The 13,710-nt window shown below is 55.2% G+C and carries 10 protein-coding genes; 5 read left to right on the top strand and 5 right to left on the bottom strand.

What is annotated here, in order from left to right; genetic code table 11:
- Positions 1-5 precede the first annotated feature (5 nt).
- The gene (entC, locus tag ACI2I2_RS07075) at positions 6-1,181 is read right to left on the bottom strand and encodes an isochorismate synthase EntC (RefSeq protein ID WP_404657269.1); all 1,176 of its coding nucleotides are present in this window, start codon (positions 1,179-1,181) and stop codon (positions 6-8) included.
- Between the two features lie 148 nt (positions 1,182-1,329).
- Here entC and fepB point away from each other — a divergent pair, with 148 nt between their 5' ends.
- Positions 1,330-2,316 (top strand): Fe2+-enterobactin ABC transporter substrate-binding protein, encoded by a 987-nt coding sequence (fepB, locus tag ACI2I2_RS07070; RefSeq protein WP_404657268.1) that lies wholly within the window; start codon positions 1,330-1,332, stop codon positions 2,314-2,316.
- Between the two features lie 73 nt (positions 2,317-2,389).
- On the opposite strand, the gene entS is transcribed toward fepB, so the two are convergent.
- On the bottom strand, positions 2,390-3,637 hold the full coding sequence (gene entS, locus ACI2I2_RS07065) for an enterobactin transporter EntS (protein WP_404657267.1): 1,248 nt from the start codon (positions 3,635-3,637) through the stop codon (positions 2,390-2,392).
- 111 nt (positions 3,638-3,748) lie between these two features.
- Between entS and fepD the strand changes: the two genes are divergently transcribed.
- The 4 genes from fepD (at position 3,749) to ACI2I2_RS07045 (ending at position 8,863) form a co-directional block, all read left to right on the top strand.
- The gene (fepD, locus tag ACI2I2_RS07060) at positions 3,749-4,756 is read left to right on the top strand and encodes a Fe(3+)-siderophore ABC transporter permease (protein ID WP_404657266.1); all 1,008 of its coding nucleotides are present in this window, start codon (positions 3,749-3,751) and stop codon (positions 4,754-4,756) included.
- Entirely contained in the window at positions 4,753-5,745 is a 993-nt protein-coding gene (fepG, locus tag ACI2I2_RS07055; RefSeq protein ID WP_404657265.1) for an iron-enterobactin ABC transporter permease, read from the top strand. The genes fepD and fepG overlap by 4 nt, the downstream gene beginning before the upstream one ends.
- Positions 5,742-6,542 (top strand): iron-enterobactin ABC transporter ATP-binding protein, encoded by an 801-nt coding sequence (gene fepC / locus ACI2I2_RS07050; RefSeq protein WP_404657264.1) that lies wholly within the window; start codon positions 5,742-5,744, stop codon positions 6,540-6,542. The genes fepG and fepC overlap by 4 nt, the downstream gene beginning before the upstream one ends.
- Positions 6,543-7,363: 821 nt before the next feature.
- On the top strand, positions 7,364-8,863 hold the full coding sequence (locus ACI2I2_RS07045; protein WP_404657262.1) for a YadA-like family protein: 1,500 nt from the start codon (positions 7,364-7,366) through the stop codon (positions 8,861-8,863).
- Positions 8,864-9,043: 180 nt separating this feature from the next.
- On the opposite strand, the gene ACI2I2_RS07040 is transcribed toward ACI2I2_RS07045, so the two are convergent.
- From ACI2I2_RS07040 to ACI2I2_RS07030, 3 genes are all read right to left on the bottom strand, one after another.
- Entirely contained in the window at positions 9,044-9,475 is a 432-nt protein-coding gene (locus ACI2I2_RS07040) for a hypothetical protein (RefSeq protein ID WP_404657261.1), read from the bottom strand.
- 160 nt (positions 9,476-9,635) lie between these two features.
- Complete coding sequence (gene entF / locus ACI2I2_RS07035) at positions 9,636-13,499, bottom strand: enterobactin non-ribosomal peptide synthetase EntF (RefSeq protein ID WP_404657260.1); 3,864 nt, start codon at positions 13,497-13,499, stop codon at positions 9,636-9,638.
- A complete protein-coding gene (locus ACI2I2_RS07030; protein WP_404657259.1) occupies positions 13,492-13,707 on the bottom strand; it encodes an MbtH family protein in 216 nt (71 codons plus the stop codon). Before ACI2I2_RS07030 ends, entF begins: the two co-directional genes overlap by 8 nt.
- Positions 13,708-13,710: the final 3 nt, after the last annotated feature.

The raw sequence follows: 13,710 nt of genomic DNA, 5'->3' as shown, positions 1-13,710 counted from the left end.
ACTCCTTAATTCAGGCCAAACACATTCAGCATGGTGGTTAACTTCACGCCCGTTTCACGCCACTCACCGAGCGGCGAAGAGGCAGGCACGATGCCCGCGCCCGCAAACAGACGAAGATGATTTTGACGGACTTTGGCGCAGCGGATCGTCACCACCCATTCGCCGTTTCCTTCCGCATCGCACCAGCCAACAATGCCGCCGAACAGCTCGCGTTCGAAAGGTTCAAGCTCGGCAATCAGCGCTTTAGCCACATCATGGGGGAAGCCGCTTAAGGCAGGAGTTGGATGCAGCAGACAAGCCAACGACAGCGCGTTTTCCTGCGCTTTCGCTTCGCCTTCGATGGGCGTGGCGAGGTGCCAGAGTGTTGGGGTGGTAATCAGTTGCGGGGATGACGGCAGTGAGAGTTTTTCGCTGCGTGGAGCCAGCACTTTTTTCATCGCCTGAGTGACGAGATCGTGCTCATGGCGATCTTTTTCAGACGCCAGCAGACGGTTACCCGCTTCGCGATCCAGCACATTATCCGGCTGGCGGCGCGCAGAACCTGCCAGCGGCAGAGAGCTGAAATGCTTGCCCTCTTTGCGTAACAGCAATTCCGGGCTTGCGCCGAGTAACACACCGCCGTCTGCCAGGGGCACATGGAAATTGAAGCTCGCCGGGTTCTGAGCGATCAGACGTTCCAGCAAGGCTCCGGTATCCACGGCAGTATCGGTGGTCATTTCAATCAGACGCGACAGGACAATCTTGTCCACTTTCGGCGTCGCGGTGAGCTCTGCAGCTTTCGCCACCATCGACATAAACACATCCTGCTCGGGGATCTCCTTGCGGGCTGTTACCTGCATGGGTTTCAGCGTCGCGGCGAAAGGTGCGGAGTGTTGTTTGTCCGTGCGGGAAAACGCTTCGCTGCTTTTGGGGATAAACAGCGCGGAAGGTTGTGTCGTGTCGAAGGGAATGGCCCCGACCAGCAACGGTTTGTCGATGCCTGCCGCTTTGGCGTCAGCAAAGGCTTGAGCGATGCTGGTCTGGAATTCGCCAGCCAACTTTTCGCCCCCTTCCACGGGCTGAGAAATTCGGCGAAAACAGCCGCGTGTCGTAAAACTGCGGTACGGCGACATAAAAAAGAAGCTGTCGGGAGACAGTGTTGGTGCGACTTCCTGAACGGCCTCAGCCAGTGACGTTTCCATATCATCCTCCAAAACGATAAAGATATTAATAATGATTATCATTTATATTTTGGTTCGGTAAGGTAAAAGTAAACGCTCGTACTGTCAACTTCCGCAGCATCATCCTGCTTGCATCTGCGCGCCCCTCAAGTGAAAATGAGAAGCATTAATGTCAACAAAACAGGATACTGACCTCGTGAAATCCCCCGCTTTTTTCCGTAATGCCCTGTTGTTTCTCAGTCTTTCGCTTTTAGGATTAACCTCAACGCTGGCCGCCGACTGGCCTCGTCAGGTCACTGACAGCCGCGGGACACATACGCTCGACAGCAAGCCGCTGCGGATTGTTTCCACCAGTGTCACCCTTACCGGTTCACTTCTCGCCATTGATGCGCCCGTGGTAGCAAGTGGCGCGACAACCCCAAATAATCGCGTCGCGGATGACCAGGGTTTTCTGCGCCAATGGGGGGATGTCGCCAAACAGCGCAAACTCGCACGCCTGTACATTGGAGAACCCAGCGCTGAAGCGGTTGCCGCTCAAATGCCGGATCTGATCCTCATCAGCGCCACTGGCGGTGATTCCGCGTTAGCGCTCTACGATCAGCTCTCCGCCATCGCGCCAACGCTTATCATCAATTACGACGACAAGAGCTGGCAGCAACTCCTGGCGCAGCTCGGCACGATCACCGGGCAGGAGAAACAGGCCACAGCACGCATCAGCGCATTCGACAGCAAGCTCAACGCGCTGAAGCAAAAAATGAAACTGCCGCCGCAGCCTGTCAGCGCACTGGTGTATACCGCCGCGGCACATACCGCCAATCTGTGGACGCCGGAATCCGCACAGGGCAAGCTTCTGGAACAACTCGGCTTCAGCCTGGCACCGCTGCCTGAAGGGCTGCACACCAGCCAAAGCCAGGGCAAACGTCATGACATCCTTCAGCTTGGCGGGGAAAACCTGGCGACCGGTCTGAACGGGCAATCGCTGTTCCTGTTTGCAGGCGACCAAAAAGATGCCGACGCGATTTATGCCAATCCGCTTCTCTCGCACCTGACAGCCGTGCAGAACAAGCATGTTTATGCGCTCGGCACCGAAACATTCCGTCTTGATTACTACAGCGCGATGCTGGTATTGCAGCGTCTTGAGGCTTTGTTTGGCTGATGTTTTGCCGGGTGGCGGCTTTCGCCTGACCCGGCCTACTTTATGGGGTCAGTCCAGAAGCGCCGCCGGGCAATCAGGCGGCTTCTTCCACTGGCTCATCTTCCCGCCGAAATCCACGCAGTTCCCGCAACAGCAGAATCAGTAACAGCCCCACCACAGCCAGCGCCCAGCCACTCGCGCTTGCTGCGGCGGCTGGCGTTAACATCGCGCCCATTCCGCCCAGCAGTGCTGCGCCGATGGCATCGCCCGTCACGTTTTGCGCCGTCCACAATCCGTTTATTCTGCCGAGCATCGCTTCAGGCGTTTGCGTCTGAATAAGGGTGTATTGCAGCAGCGAACTGACGGCGCTCAGCCAGCCGAACAGCGCCAGACAAATTACGCCCAGCAGCCACACGGGCATCAGGCTGAATAAGCCAATCGCGATAAATGCCGCCACCGTGGTGGTTAACATCAACATCCCAGGCCGTACGTGCTGCGCGAGTCGTCCACTGGTGAGCGCCCCGAGTGCAGCGCCCAACGGGATTGCCGCGTAAAGCAGGCCGATTTGCGCCGCTGACATTTGCCACTGCATCGCCAGCGCCGGATAAAGCACGCGCACCGCGCTCGCCATCGTCAGCAAACCGCCGAGCAGCGCTATGCCGCCAATTAGCGGGCTGTTAAAGAGAAACTTCAGACCCGCCATTAACGATTTAAGGGGATGCTCACGAGGCTGCGGCGGTGGCGGTAACTGAGGTAAACGCAGCAGTGTCAGAGTGGTGATAAACGTTCCAATCGCCGCCAACAGATAGTTCCAGGAGAAGCCTCCGCTGGCGAGCAGCAACCCGCCGACCATCGGAGAAATCACTGAGCCCAAACGGACAGTCAGCATGGTAATAGCCCCGGCCTGCATCAGGTTCTCCCGCCCGACCAGGACTGGCGTGGCGGCCAGCAGTGCTGTCACGCCGATGGAAGCAAACAGCCCGTCCCAAATGCCGAGCAAATAAATCGCCAGCAGCGAAGGGTCTGGCAACGACGCATTCAGCCACAGGCCTAAGAAGCCAATGCCGCAAGTTCCGCGCGCCAGCAGGATCAACTTTTTGCGCTCGTAGCGATCGGCCAATACCCCGCCCAGCATCAGGCCGATAAACATCGCACCGCCAGTTAAGGTAACGGACAGCCCGACCTGCAAGGTTGAATGGGTCATCATCTGGATTTGCACCGGCACCGCAACGCCGAGCAAGCCGAGAGAAAGAATGGAGATAAAACGGGCAATAAAGACGGCGCGAAACGCCGGGTGAGTCTTCAGCAGGCTGATGTTCAGCAGCCAGGATTGTCTTTGCATCACAGGGCCTTCAACGAACTTTCGGTACCATTTCCGTGGCCGCACATGCTAACATAAACGAATAAGATCGATAACGATAATTACTATCATTATCAACCAAAGGACCTGGCGATGTCGTTCTCCCCCGCCGCTCTGCGCACCGTCGCAGTGCCCGGATTGCTGATACTGTTATCTACTGCTGTTGCCCTCAGCCTGCTGGTTGGTGCCAAATCTCTGCCGTTGAACGTGGTGGTGGATGCCCTTTCCGGCAGCTGTCAAAGCGCCGATTGCACCATCGTGCTCGATGCCCGTCTGCCACGAACGCTGGCCGGGTTGCTGGCTGGCGCCGCGCTTGGCCTGGCGGGCGCCTTGATGCAAACGCTGACCCGAAATCCGCTCGCCGACCCGGGTATTCTGGGCGTCAATTCCGGAGCCAGTTTCGCCATTGTGCTGGGTGCCGCGTTGCTGGGCATGACTTCCCCGCAGGAACAATTACTGCTCGCCTATTGTGGCGCGTTTGTCGCTTCACTGTTGGTGGCTTTCACTGGCAGCCAGGGCGGCGGGCAGCTCAGCCCGGTTCGCCTGACACTGGCGGGCGTGGCGCTTGCCGCCGTGCTGGAAGGGTTATCGACCGGGATTTCACTGCTCAACCCGGATGTCTACGATCAGCTTCGATTCTGGCAGGCGGGTTCCCTCGATATTCGTTCACTGCAAACCCTGAAGGTCGCCGTATTCCCCATGTTGCTGGCCACAGCACTCGCGTTAGGATTGAGCCGTTCGTTAAACAGCCTGAGCCTGGGGGCAGACACAGCGACCGCGTTGGGCAATAAAGTGGCACGCACGCAGCTGCTCGGCCTGCTCGCCATTACACTTTTGAGCGGCAGCGCGACAGCATTGGTCGGCCCAATAGCCTTTATCGGCCTGATGATGCCGCATATGGCGCGCTGGCTGGTAGGAGCCGATCATCGCTGGTCATTGCCCGTCACACTGCTCGCCACACCTGCCCTGCTTCTTTTTGCGGATATTCTCGGTCGCCTGCTGGTGCCGGGTGAATTACGCGTTTCTGTCGTAAGCGCCTTTATCGGCGCACCAGTGCTGATATGGCTGGTACGCCGCCAGCCTCGCGGAGGTGTAGCATGATTGCCCCTTCCCGCAGGCTAATCCTGAGTTGCCTTTTACTGGTGCTTGCCAGCCTGATGACCGCGCTTTTCAGCCTTCGCAGCGGTGTTGTCACCCTTGAGTTCTCACAAATCTTCTCGGCGTTATTCGGTGATGCGCCACGTAATGTCACCTTAGTCGTCACCGAGTGGCGTTTGCCCCGCGTGCTGATGGCGCTCCTGGTTGGCGCAGCGCTGGGCGTCAGCGGAGCCATTTTTCAGTCGCTGATGCGTAACCCACTTGGCAGCCCGGATGTGATGGGTTTCAACACCGGGGCGTGGAGCGGCGTGCTGGTGGCGATGGTGTTGTATGGTCAACATCTGACCGCCATTGCGCTCGCTGCGATGGCCGGTGGGATCGTGACTTCGCTGATCGTCTGGCTGCTGGCGTGGCGCGATGGCATAGACACGTTTCGCCTGATCATTATTGGTATCGGCGTGCGGGCCATGCTGATGGCGTTCAACACCTGGCTGCTGCTGCGTGCCTCGCTGGAAACCGCCGTGTCGGCCGGGCTCTGGTACGCAGGTTCGCTCAATGGCATAACGTGGGCGAAAACCTGGCCATCTGCGCCTCTGTTACTCATTATGTTGGCTTGCGCGGCGCTGTTAGTACGCCGCCTGCGCCTGCTGGAAATGGGCGATGACAGCGCTTGCGCCCTTGGCGTGCAAGTCGAACGTTCTCGCCTGTTGATGATGCTGGTCGCGGTGGTACTCACCGCCGGAGCAACGGCGCTGGCAGGCCCGATTTCCTTTATTGCCCTTGTCGCGCCACATATTGCTCGCAGGCTCAGCGGCACCGCTCGCTGGGGGCTGACTCAGTCCGCCCTGTGTGGCGCATTCGTGCTGGCACTGGCCGATTACTGCGCTCAACAACTGTTTATGCCTTACCAGCTTCCGGTGGGCGTGGTGACCGTCAGCCTTGGCGGCCTCTATCTCATCGTGCTGCTTATTCAGGAGTCTCGTAAAAAATGACCGCCCTCTCCTCCCGACTGCACGGCGAGCACCTAACGCTCAGTTATGGCAAAAAAGTCATCGCCGACGATTTAACGGTGGCGATCCCGGACGGGCATTTCACCGCGATAATCGGCCCCAACGGCTGCGGGAAGTCGACTCTGCTGCGCACACTCAGCCGCCTGATGGCTCCGCAACAAGGCCATGTCTGGCTGGATGGCGAACAGATCCAGCGCTTTGCCAGCAAAGACGTGGCGCGACGTATCGGCCTGTTAGCGCAAAATGCCACCACGCCCGGCGATATCACCGTTCAGGAATTAGTGGCCCGAGGACGCTATCCGCATCAACCCCTGTTTAGCCGTTGGCGAAAAGAAGATGAAGATGCCGTTAACCGGGCCATGCAAGCCACTGGCGTCGTAGAACTGGCGAATCAGAGCGTGGACACACTTTCCGGCGGGCAGCGCCAGCGTGCGTGGATAGCCATGGTGCTGGCTCAGGAAACGGCGATTATGCTGCTCGATGAGCCCACCACCTGGCTTGATATCAGCCATCAGATTGACCTGCTGGAACTGCTCAGTGAGTTAAATCGTGAAAAGGGCTACACCCTTGCAGCGGTCTTGCACGATCTGAATCAGGCCTGCCGCTACGCCACACACCTGATTGCACTGCGTGAAGGCAAAATTGTGGCGCAAGGCGCACCGCGCGACATCGTGACCGCAGAGTTGATCGAACGACTCTATGGCATGCGCTGCATGATAATAGACGACCCGGTAGCTGGCACGCCGTTGGTGGTGCCGTTGGGGAGATCCGGCGGCTAAGCTGCGGATTCTGCGAACAGTAATAAGCCTAATACATCCTGTTGCAGCATAATAAACTATCTATTATCGAAAAATAGATCCACTCAACGTATGACCAGCACATTATCTGGTGATTAAGGCTACTATTTTTTCGCTTCACTGACTTATTACACTGCAGCCGTTATCAATGCAGTTTCGTTTGCAGCGTAAAGAAATTTTCAAGTGAAAGAGAATTTCAATGAAATAGTTTAATAAAATTACTCTATCACCCTAAAAACAATTAGCAGAAAAAGCACAAAGGTTTTAAAAAACAGTTTATAAATAAGATTAAAACAATATTTCAACAATCACCAATCACAGAATAAAACAATCCTGTAAAAACCCCTCACACATGAAATTTACTCATGTGACGCAGAACTTTTGAAAGCAAATTAAATACATAAGAAACAATAAGATAAATCTCACAAAAAAATAACTCCCTCCAAATTTTGAATAATTAAAATGAGGAGGTAATATGCACCGCGTTTATTATCCGTTGAAGGTTATTGCGTGTATCCGCTTGCAAAAAAGCAGTTTTTTCTGCCTGTCAGATACGTTAAATACCGTCAATAATAATGATAAACCGTGCTTATGCACGTCTTAGCTAACACCATAAAAAGCAATAAAGAATGTGCGAATACAAGCACAGGATAAATTTCGTCTGAAGAACGTCGTACAGACAAAAAAGTAACGCGACGGATACCGGCAAGTACCCGTCGCGTAGGGGATGGAGTGTTAGGTTCGCGAAAACCTGAGCTCCGACGTTAAGTGATTTCGACATCAAATTAACAGGCTTATTAGATATGAAAATGAAACTTATTGCATTAGCAATTATGGCGGGTGCTGTCTCTGGAATGGCGCATGCAGAATTGACCGCTGCCGATCAACAACTTCTGAATAATTACCTTGCGGCTAATTCAGGAATTCCAGCGGATAAAGTGACAACAATACGGCAGGCAGGCTCACTGCAACAAGTTCGTGATTATATTAGCCACAACACCTACTGGGATGGACAGTCTCTGGTTGATTTCCCCCCGTTGGATGCCCCTGTAACACCGGTGAATCAAATCCCTTTGACCACCTTAACGCCAGCGACTCAGCCAGCAAATCAGGAAGTACTTGAGCAGAAATTTGGCCAGGTAAAAGCAAATATTGCTCGCACTGCCGAGCAGGTTACCGCACTGAATACTGCTGAAGGTCAGTCTCGCCTCGAAGCGAATCAGGCTCGCACCGCTGAGCAGACCACTGCCCTGCACAAAGCTATCCTTGAGCAGAAATTTGGTCAGGTAAAAGCCAATCTTGCTCGTACTGCCGAGCAGGTTACCGCCCTGAATACTGCTGAAGGTCAGTCTCGCCTCGAAGCGAATCAGGCTCGTACCGCTGAGCAGACCACTGCCCTGCACGCCGCTATTCTGGATCAGAAATTTGGTCAGGTAAAAGCCAATATTGCTCGTACTGCCGAGCAGGTTACCGCCCTGAATGCTGCTGAAGGTCAGTCTCGCCTTGAAGCGAATCAGGCTCGCACCGCTGAGCAGACCACTGCCCTGCACGCCGCTATCCTGGAACAGAAATTCGGCCAGGTAAAAGCAAATATTGCTCGCACTGCGGAGCAGGTTACCGCCCTGAATACTGCTGAAGGTCAGTCTCGCCTTGAAGCAAATCAGGCTCGCACCGCTGAGCAAGTGAATGCCCGTAATTCAGCCGAAAAACATCAACAGATCGATCAGATACAGCATGAGCTTGATATCCGCACAGATCGCCAGAATGAAATCGATCAGGATATTGGCAAAGCGTTCCAGAAGACCCAGCAGCTTGACGACCAGCAATCCACTGCCATCAACACCCTGACCGTTGGCGTGCAGCAAAACAAAAACACGGGTGCCTATGCCCAATCTCGCGCTGATGCGGCTTATGCCAATACTCAAGCCAATCAGCAGGCGCTGAAAGCCACCAACCACCGTGTTGCTGAAAACAGCCAGGAATTAGCGAACCATGAGCAGCGCATTCAAACTCTGGAAGCCAATAACAACGCTAGTTTTGGCAAGCTGAAAAACGAAGTGGATGACAACCGCCAGCGTGCTTCTGCGGCAATTTCTGGCGTGGCGGCGATGGCAAACATTCCTCAGGTGATTCAGGGTCAGACTTTCAGCGTAGGGGCTGGCGTGGGCACGACCGATAGCGAGAGCGCATTAGCGGTTGGTTTCTCAGCTCGCGCAACTGAACACGTTGTGGTGAAAGCTTCGGTGTCTGATGACACTCAGCAGAACTTCGTGGTTGGTGGTGGCGTGAGCTACGGCTGGTAAGCGGAAATTTCGTTCTTTAAAACATGCCTCGCGCCTGCGGGGCATGCCTTGCCTGAATGGAGATGAACAGAGTAATTGGCCAGTTCCTCAGAGTTCATATGGCACCTCTAAGAATATACATTTATGTTTGCATGAACGCTTCCCTCTGCTTTATTGGCAAGCGCCCAGCTTTCATTTATATCAGCTAATAATCGCGGCAATGGTAATGCCAACTGCTAATAATCCAAGGGCAACCAGCAGTGATAATCCAAAGGCTTTCCAGTTAGATTCCATTTGTCCTTGCGCTTCAATGTGCTGAGAAATAGCGGGTCCCTGAAGCTGTTTCGCTGCGTACGAAATCCCTAATAAAAGGGGGACAGACAGTGTCGTAGGAGAGACCGATTCAGGCATCAAGGTTCCCACCGTCATCCCAGCAATCGTGACCAGAACCGTTATCCAGTAGGTCTTTGTCGCCTCTTTCTGCATACCCATTCTTTGATAGTTCATCCCCATTAATATCCCACCGGCCAGGATAGTGCCGAAGAGACTGGCCACAATGACCCCGCCCCAGCTGTAAAGTTTATACGGCGGAATATGTTCATCAATGCCACCAATACTATTTTGAATATCCATACATTCCCTTTATGTATATTAACAAAAACCATTATCCCTCTCGGGTTTGGCATCATATACAATAAACTCGATAAAATAATCGCGTATTTACTTTTAAAGAGAAAATAAAGGACGGAAGGAAAGACAGGCCAAAGAATCTGGCCTGCCTGAAGATGAAGGGTTAAGCCAATATTTCCTTTAATACCGGACCAATCCGCTCAAAAGCCTTTGGCGAGATAATATCTACGTGCGCGCAATCCTGGTTAAACACATCCAGTTCGGCCACCCACGGTGCCCACGCTTTATACGGATCCATGCCCGGCGTTAGTGTTTTCTGCGCCACGAACAGCGTCGCTTTGCCGTCGAACGGTACGCTGTGCGCTGTCGTCAATAACCGTACTGCATCCGCATAGTTCCCTTCGATGGCGGTGAACAGTTCGCCTGAAGTTTGCCCTTGCTGTGCGGCCAGGAACGCTTCCCGCTCACGGTTAATTTCTGCGAGCACTTCCGGGTCCAGGCCGTTTGCTTCCTTCTCTGACCAGTTCTGTGTTTCCGGTGGCCAGGTATCCAACAGGCCGAGGAAGGCGACGGTTTCACCACGCTGACGTAAACGTGCTGCAATACCCTGCGCTAACGTGCCGCCAAGGGAATAACCGAACAGGTAATACGGCCCTTGCGGCTGCTGTTCCAGTAGCGTCGCAAGATGGTGTTCACACAGCGCATCCAGATTTTCTACGCTCGCCATCGGCCCTTCCGGACGTGGCGACTGAATGCCGGTGATTGACCAGCGTGGCGTCAGCCATCTCGCCAGCACGCTGAACTGCCAGGCGAAACCGGACGCCGGATGGAAGCACCACAGCGTCGACCCGGTGCCTTCACGAAGCGGTAAAATTGCTTCATAGCCCAGACGCTGGCTTTGCTCATCGTTCGCGGATTCAAGCAGTTGGCTGAGTTTACCCACGGTCGAAGCGACCATCACCTGACCCGGTGTCACCTGCCGTTCAAAGCGTCGACTCAGTTGGGCTGCCAGCCGCATGGCGAGCAGTGAGTGTCCGCCGAGGGCAAAGAAATCAGCTTCCACATCATTGACCTCGCAGGCCAGCAATTCGCTGAAGGCTTGAGCTACCGCTTGCTCTGTTTGCGTTTCCACTGCCCTGCCTGGCGCTTTTTGTGACAACTCCGGCAGTGGCAGCGCTTTGCGATCCAGTTTGCCATTGGCGCTTAACGGTAAGGATGACAGCTGTATAAGCGCCACTGGCACCATGTGCGGAGGCAGCATTCCACGCAGCTGTTCAAGCAACTTATCGCTATCCAGCGGAATCCCTGAAGCGGAGACAAAATAACCTACAAGCTGACGCGCATCGCCGCCCACGCTGGCAGCCTGATTAAGTACGCAGGCGTGAGCGACGGCTTGCTCTACGTCATCGAGGCTCTGTATAGCGCGTTCGATTTCGCCCAGCTCGATACGCTGTCCGCGAATTTTAAGCTGATCGTCACTGCGGCCCAGATATTCCACTGCGCCGTTATCCAGCCAGCGTGCAACATCACCGGTGCGATACATGCGCTCCCCGGGAGCAAACGGATCGGCGATAAAGCGGCTGGCGGTCAGATCGGGACGGCCCATGTAGCCCTGCGCTAACTGGATGCCGGTCAGATAGAGATCACCCGCCACGCCAAACGGTACCGGGCGCATCATGCCGTCCAGAATTCGCAGCCCGGTATTCCAGACAGGGAAACCAATCGGCACACTATTGCCGGTTACCGCGGCAAGTTCTGGCCCGTATGCCGGATACCAGCTCACATCCACGGCGGCTTCCGTGGGGCCATAAAGGTTATGCAGTGGCGCCCCGGTCAGTTGTTCCCATTCGCGACACAAAGCGGTTGGCAGCGCTTCGCCGCTACAAAATACGCGTCGCAGTGATTTGCAGCTATGAACATTGTCTTCATCCAGCGAAGCCACAAAAGCCGCCAGCATAGAAGGTACAAAGTGAGTCGTGGTGACACGATGTTCTGCGAAGAATTGCTGCAACGCCTGCGGATCACGGTGCGCGTCCGGCTCCGCCATCACCAGTTTTGCTCCGGCAATAAAAGGCCACCAGAATTCCCATACCGAAACGTCAAAACTGCACGGTGTTTTCTGCGCCACCACATCTTCGGCGCTGAGCGGGTAGCTTTCCTGCATCCACAGTAAGCGGTTCACGATGGCCGTTTGCCCGACCATCACGCCCTTTGGCCGCCCGGTGGAGCCGGAAGTAAAGATAATGTAGGCAGTCTGTTCCGGTCGGGAAAGCGTAGGCAGAACGTCATCTGTCACTGGCAACGGTGCGGTATAGCAAAGTGTGTCGATGTCAGCGAAGCGATGCAATTGATCGTCGGCGGTGATGAGCAGCGAGGGCTTTGCATCCTCAAGCATCATTTGCAGACGATCGTCAGGATAACCCGTGTCGAGCGGCAGCCAGGCTGCACCTACTTCAACAATGCCATGCAGCGCCAGCGTCAGGAAAACAGAGCGAGGCAAGGCCACCGCAACACTGTCGCCTGGCTTGACGCCACGTTCACGCAACAGCGCAGCCAGCGCCTGCACCTGTTGGCGCATTTCACGATAGCTGAATTGCCAGTGCGCATCCGCCAGCGCCGGAGCATCTGGGGTTTTCTCTGTTTGTGCAGCCACCAGCGAACTGAGGGTTTCCGTTGGCAGCATCATGCCAGTGTCGTTGATACCCGCCAGACGTTGATATTCTGCCTCTGATACCAGCTCCACCTCGCCACAGCGCAATTCAGGATTAGCAGCAAACTGCTCCAGCATCGACAGCAAACGCGAGGCATGGGTATGCAGTTCGGCTTCGTTGTAACGCTGCTGGTTTGCCAGAATTTCGACGGACAAGCCACCGGACTCATCCGGGAACAAGGCCAGTTCGAGATCGTTCACCGGGCCGGTGGCAAGTGTGTGCGTCGTGGCATTTACGCCATCAATATCAAGCTGATAGTCGAAGACTTTGACGTTAAACACCGGGCCAAACAGCGGTTCATCCCCAGCCGCTTTGCCACTGTCTCTGACGATTTGTTCGGCGTCATAGCGTTGATGACGACGCATTTTTTTCAGTTGAGAGCCGAGTCGTTCAGCCAGTTCAGGTAGCGTTTCGTGTGGTCGAATTTCAACGCCTAGTGGCAACACATTCAGCACCGGGCCGGTTGCCGTCAGTGCCGCAGATCCCATGCGGCGCATGAAGATGTACCCTGCCGCATAGTCACTGCGCCCGCATAAACGCCCGAGCCACAGTGCCGCCAGTGCCAGCGCCAAATCGGTACGAGGGCTTGAGTATGTTGTAACTAATCGTGTGAATGCTTGCTTGTTTGCTGTCAGCTTCAACCGCCAGATGGCAGTGGAATGGGCGCGCCCAGGCAACGGCGCAGAAGAAAGCGATGCCGGTGATGGCAGGTTTTTTCGCTGTTCAGCCCAGAAAGCGCCATCGCGAAGCCATGCTTCGCTCTCGCGATATCGCTGATACTCTTCCACCACTTCAGCGAAAGGCGTGAAGGGAGAGTCGGGAAGCGTTTCGCCGCTCAGCAGCGCTTTATAAATCTGGACAATCTGGCGGGTGATGGCCGGAAAACTGAAGCCATCGACCAACAAGTGATGGTAACGCTGATACCAGTACCAGCGGTTTTCTGCGACCTGATAAAGCTGATGGCAGACCAGCGGGTTTCCGCTATCCACACGCGTGTTTTGGGCTAAATCAGCCTGCATTTGCGCTTTTGCTGTGGCACAGGCATCGGCCTCACCGCGCAGGTCGAACAGGGCTGGCGTGGCGAACGGTTGATCATCCAGCCACTGCCAGGCTTCGCCATTTTCTTGCGCAAAGCGCGTCCGCACGGTCTCTGTTTGATTCAGGCCGGTTGCAATCGCCTGCTGGAACAGCGCGCCGTTGATGTCGCCTTCCAGCTCAACATAATGGGCCACGCTCCAGGCATTGGGCAGCGTGGAGAGCTGCTCCGCCATCCAGATCCCCGGTTGTGCCGCCACCAGCGGTAAACGTTCACTCATGGCGGGCTCCGGAATAATAAGAAGGATTCAGGGTTGTCCAGCGTTCGGCCAGCCAGGCATTGCACGCCTGTGCCGATTGCGGCTGACAAACGACCAGCCAGCCTTCGGGCAATGCGCAGTGCTGCGGCCACAGGCTGTAGTGATGATGAGCATTTTGCAGAATATAGAACTGCCCTTGCGCATCATCGAAAGGGTTACTGATTTGCATACC

Source organism: Scandinavium sp. NPDC088450, from assembly GCF_044900545.1.
GTDB lineage: Bacteria > Pseudomonadota > Gammaproteobacteria > Enterobacterales > Enterobacteriaceae > Scandinavium.
The sequence above is the reverse complement of the archived record's forward strand: the minus strand, read 5'-3'. Positions and strand labels throughout refer to the sequence as shown.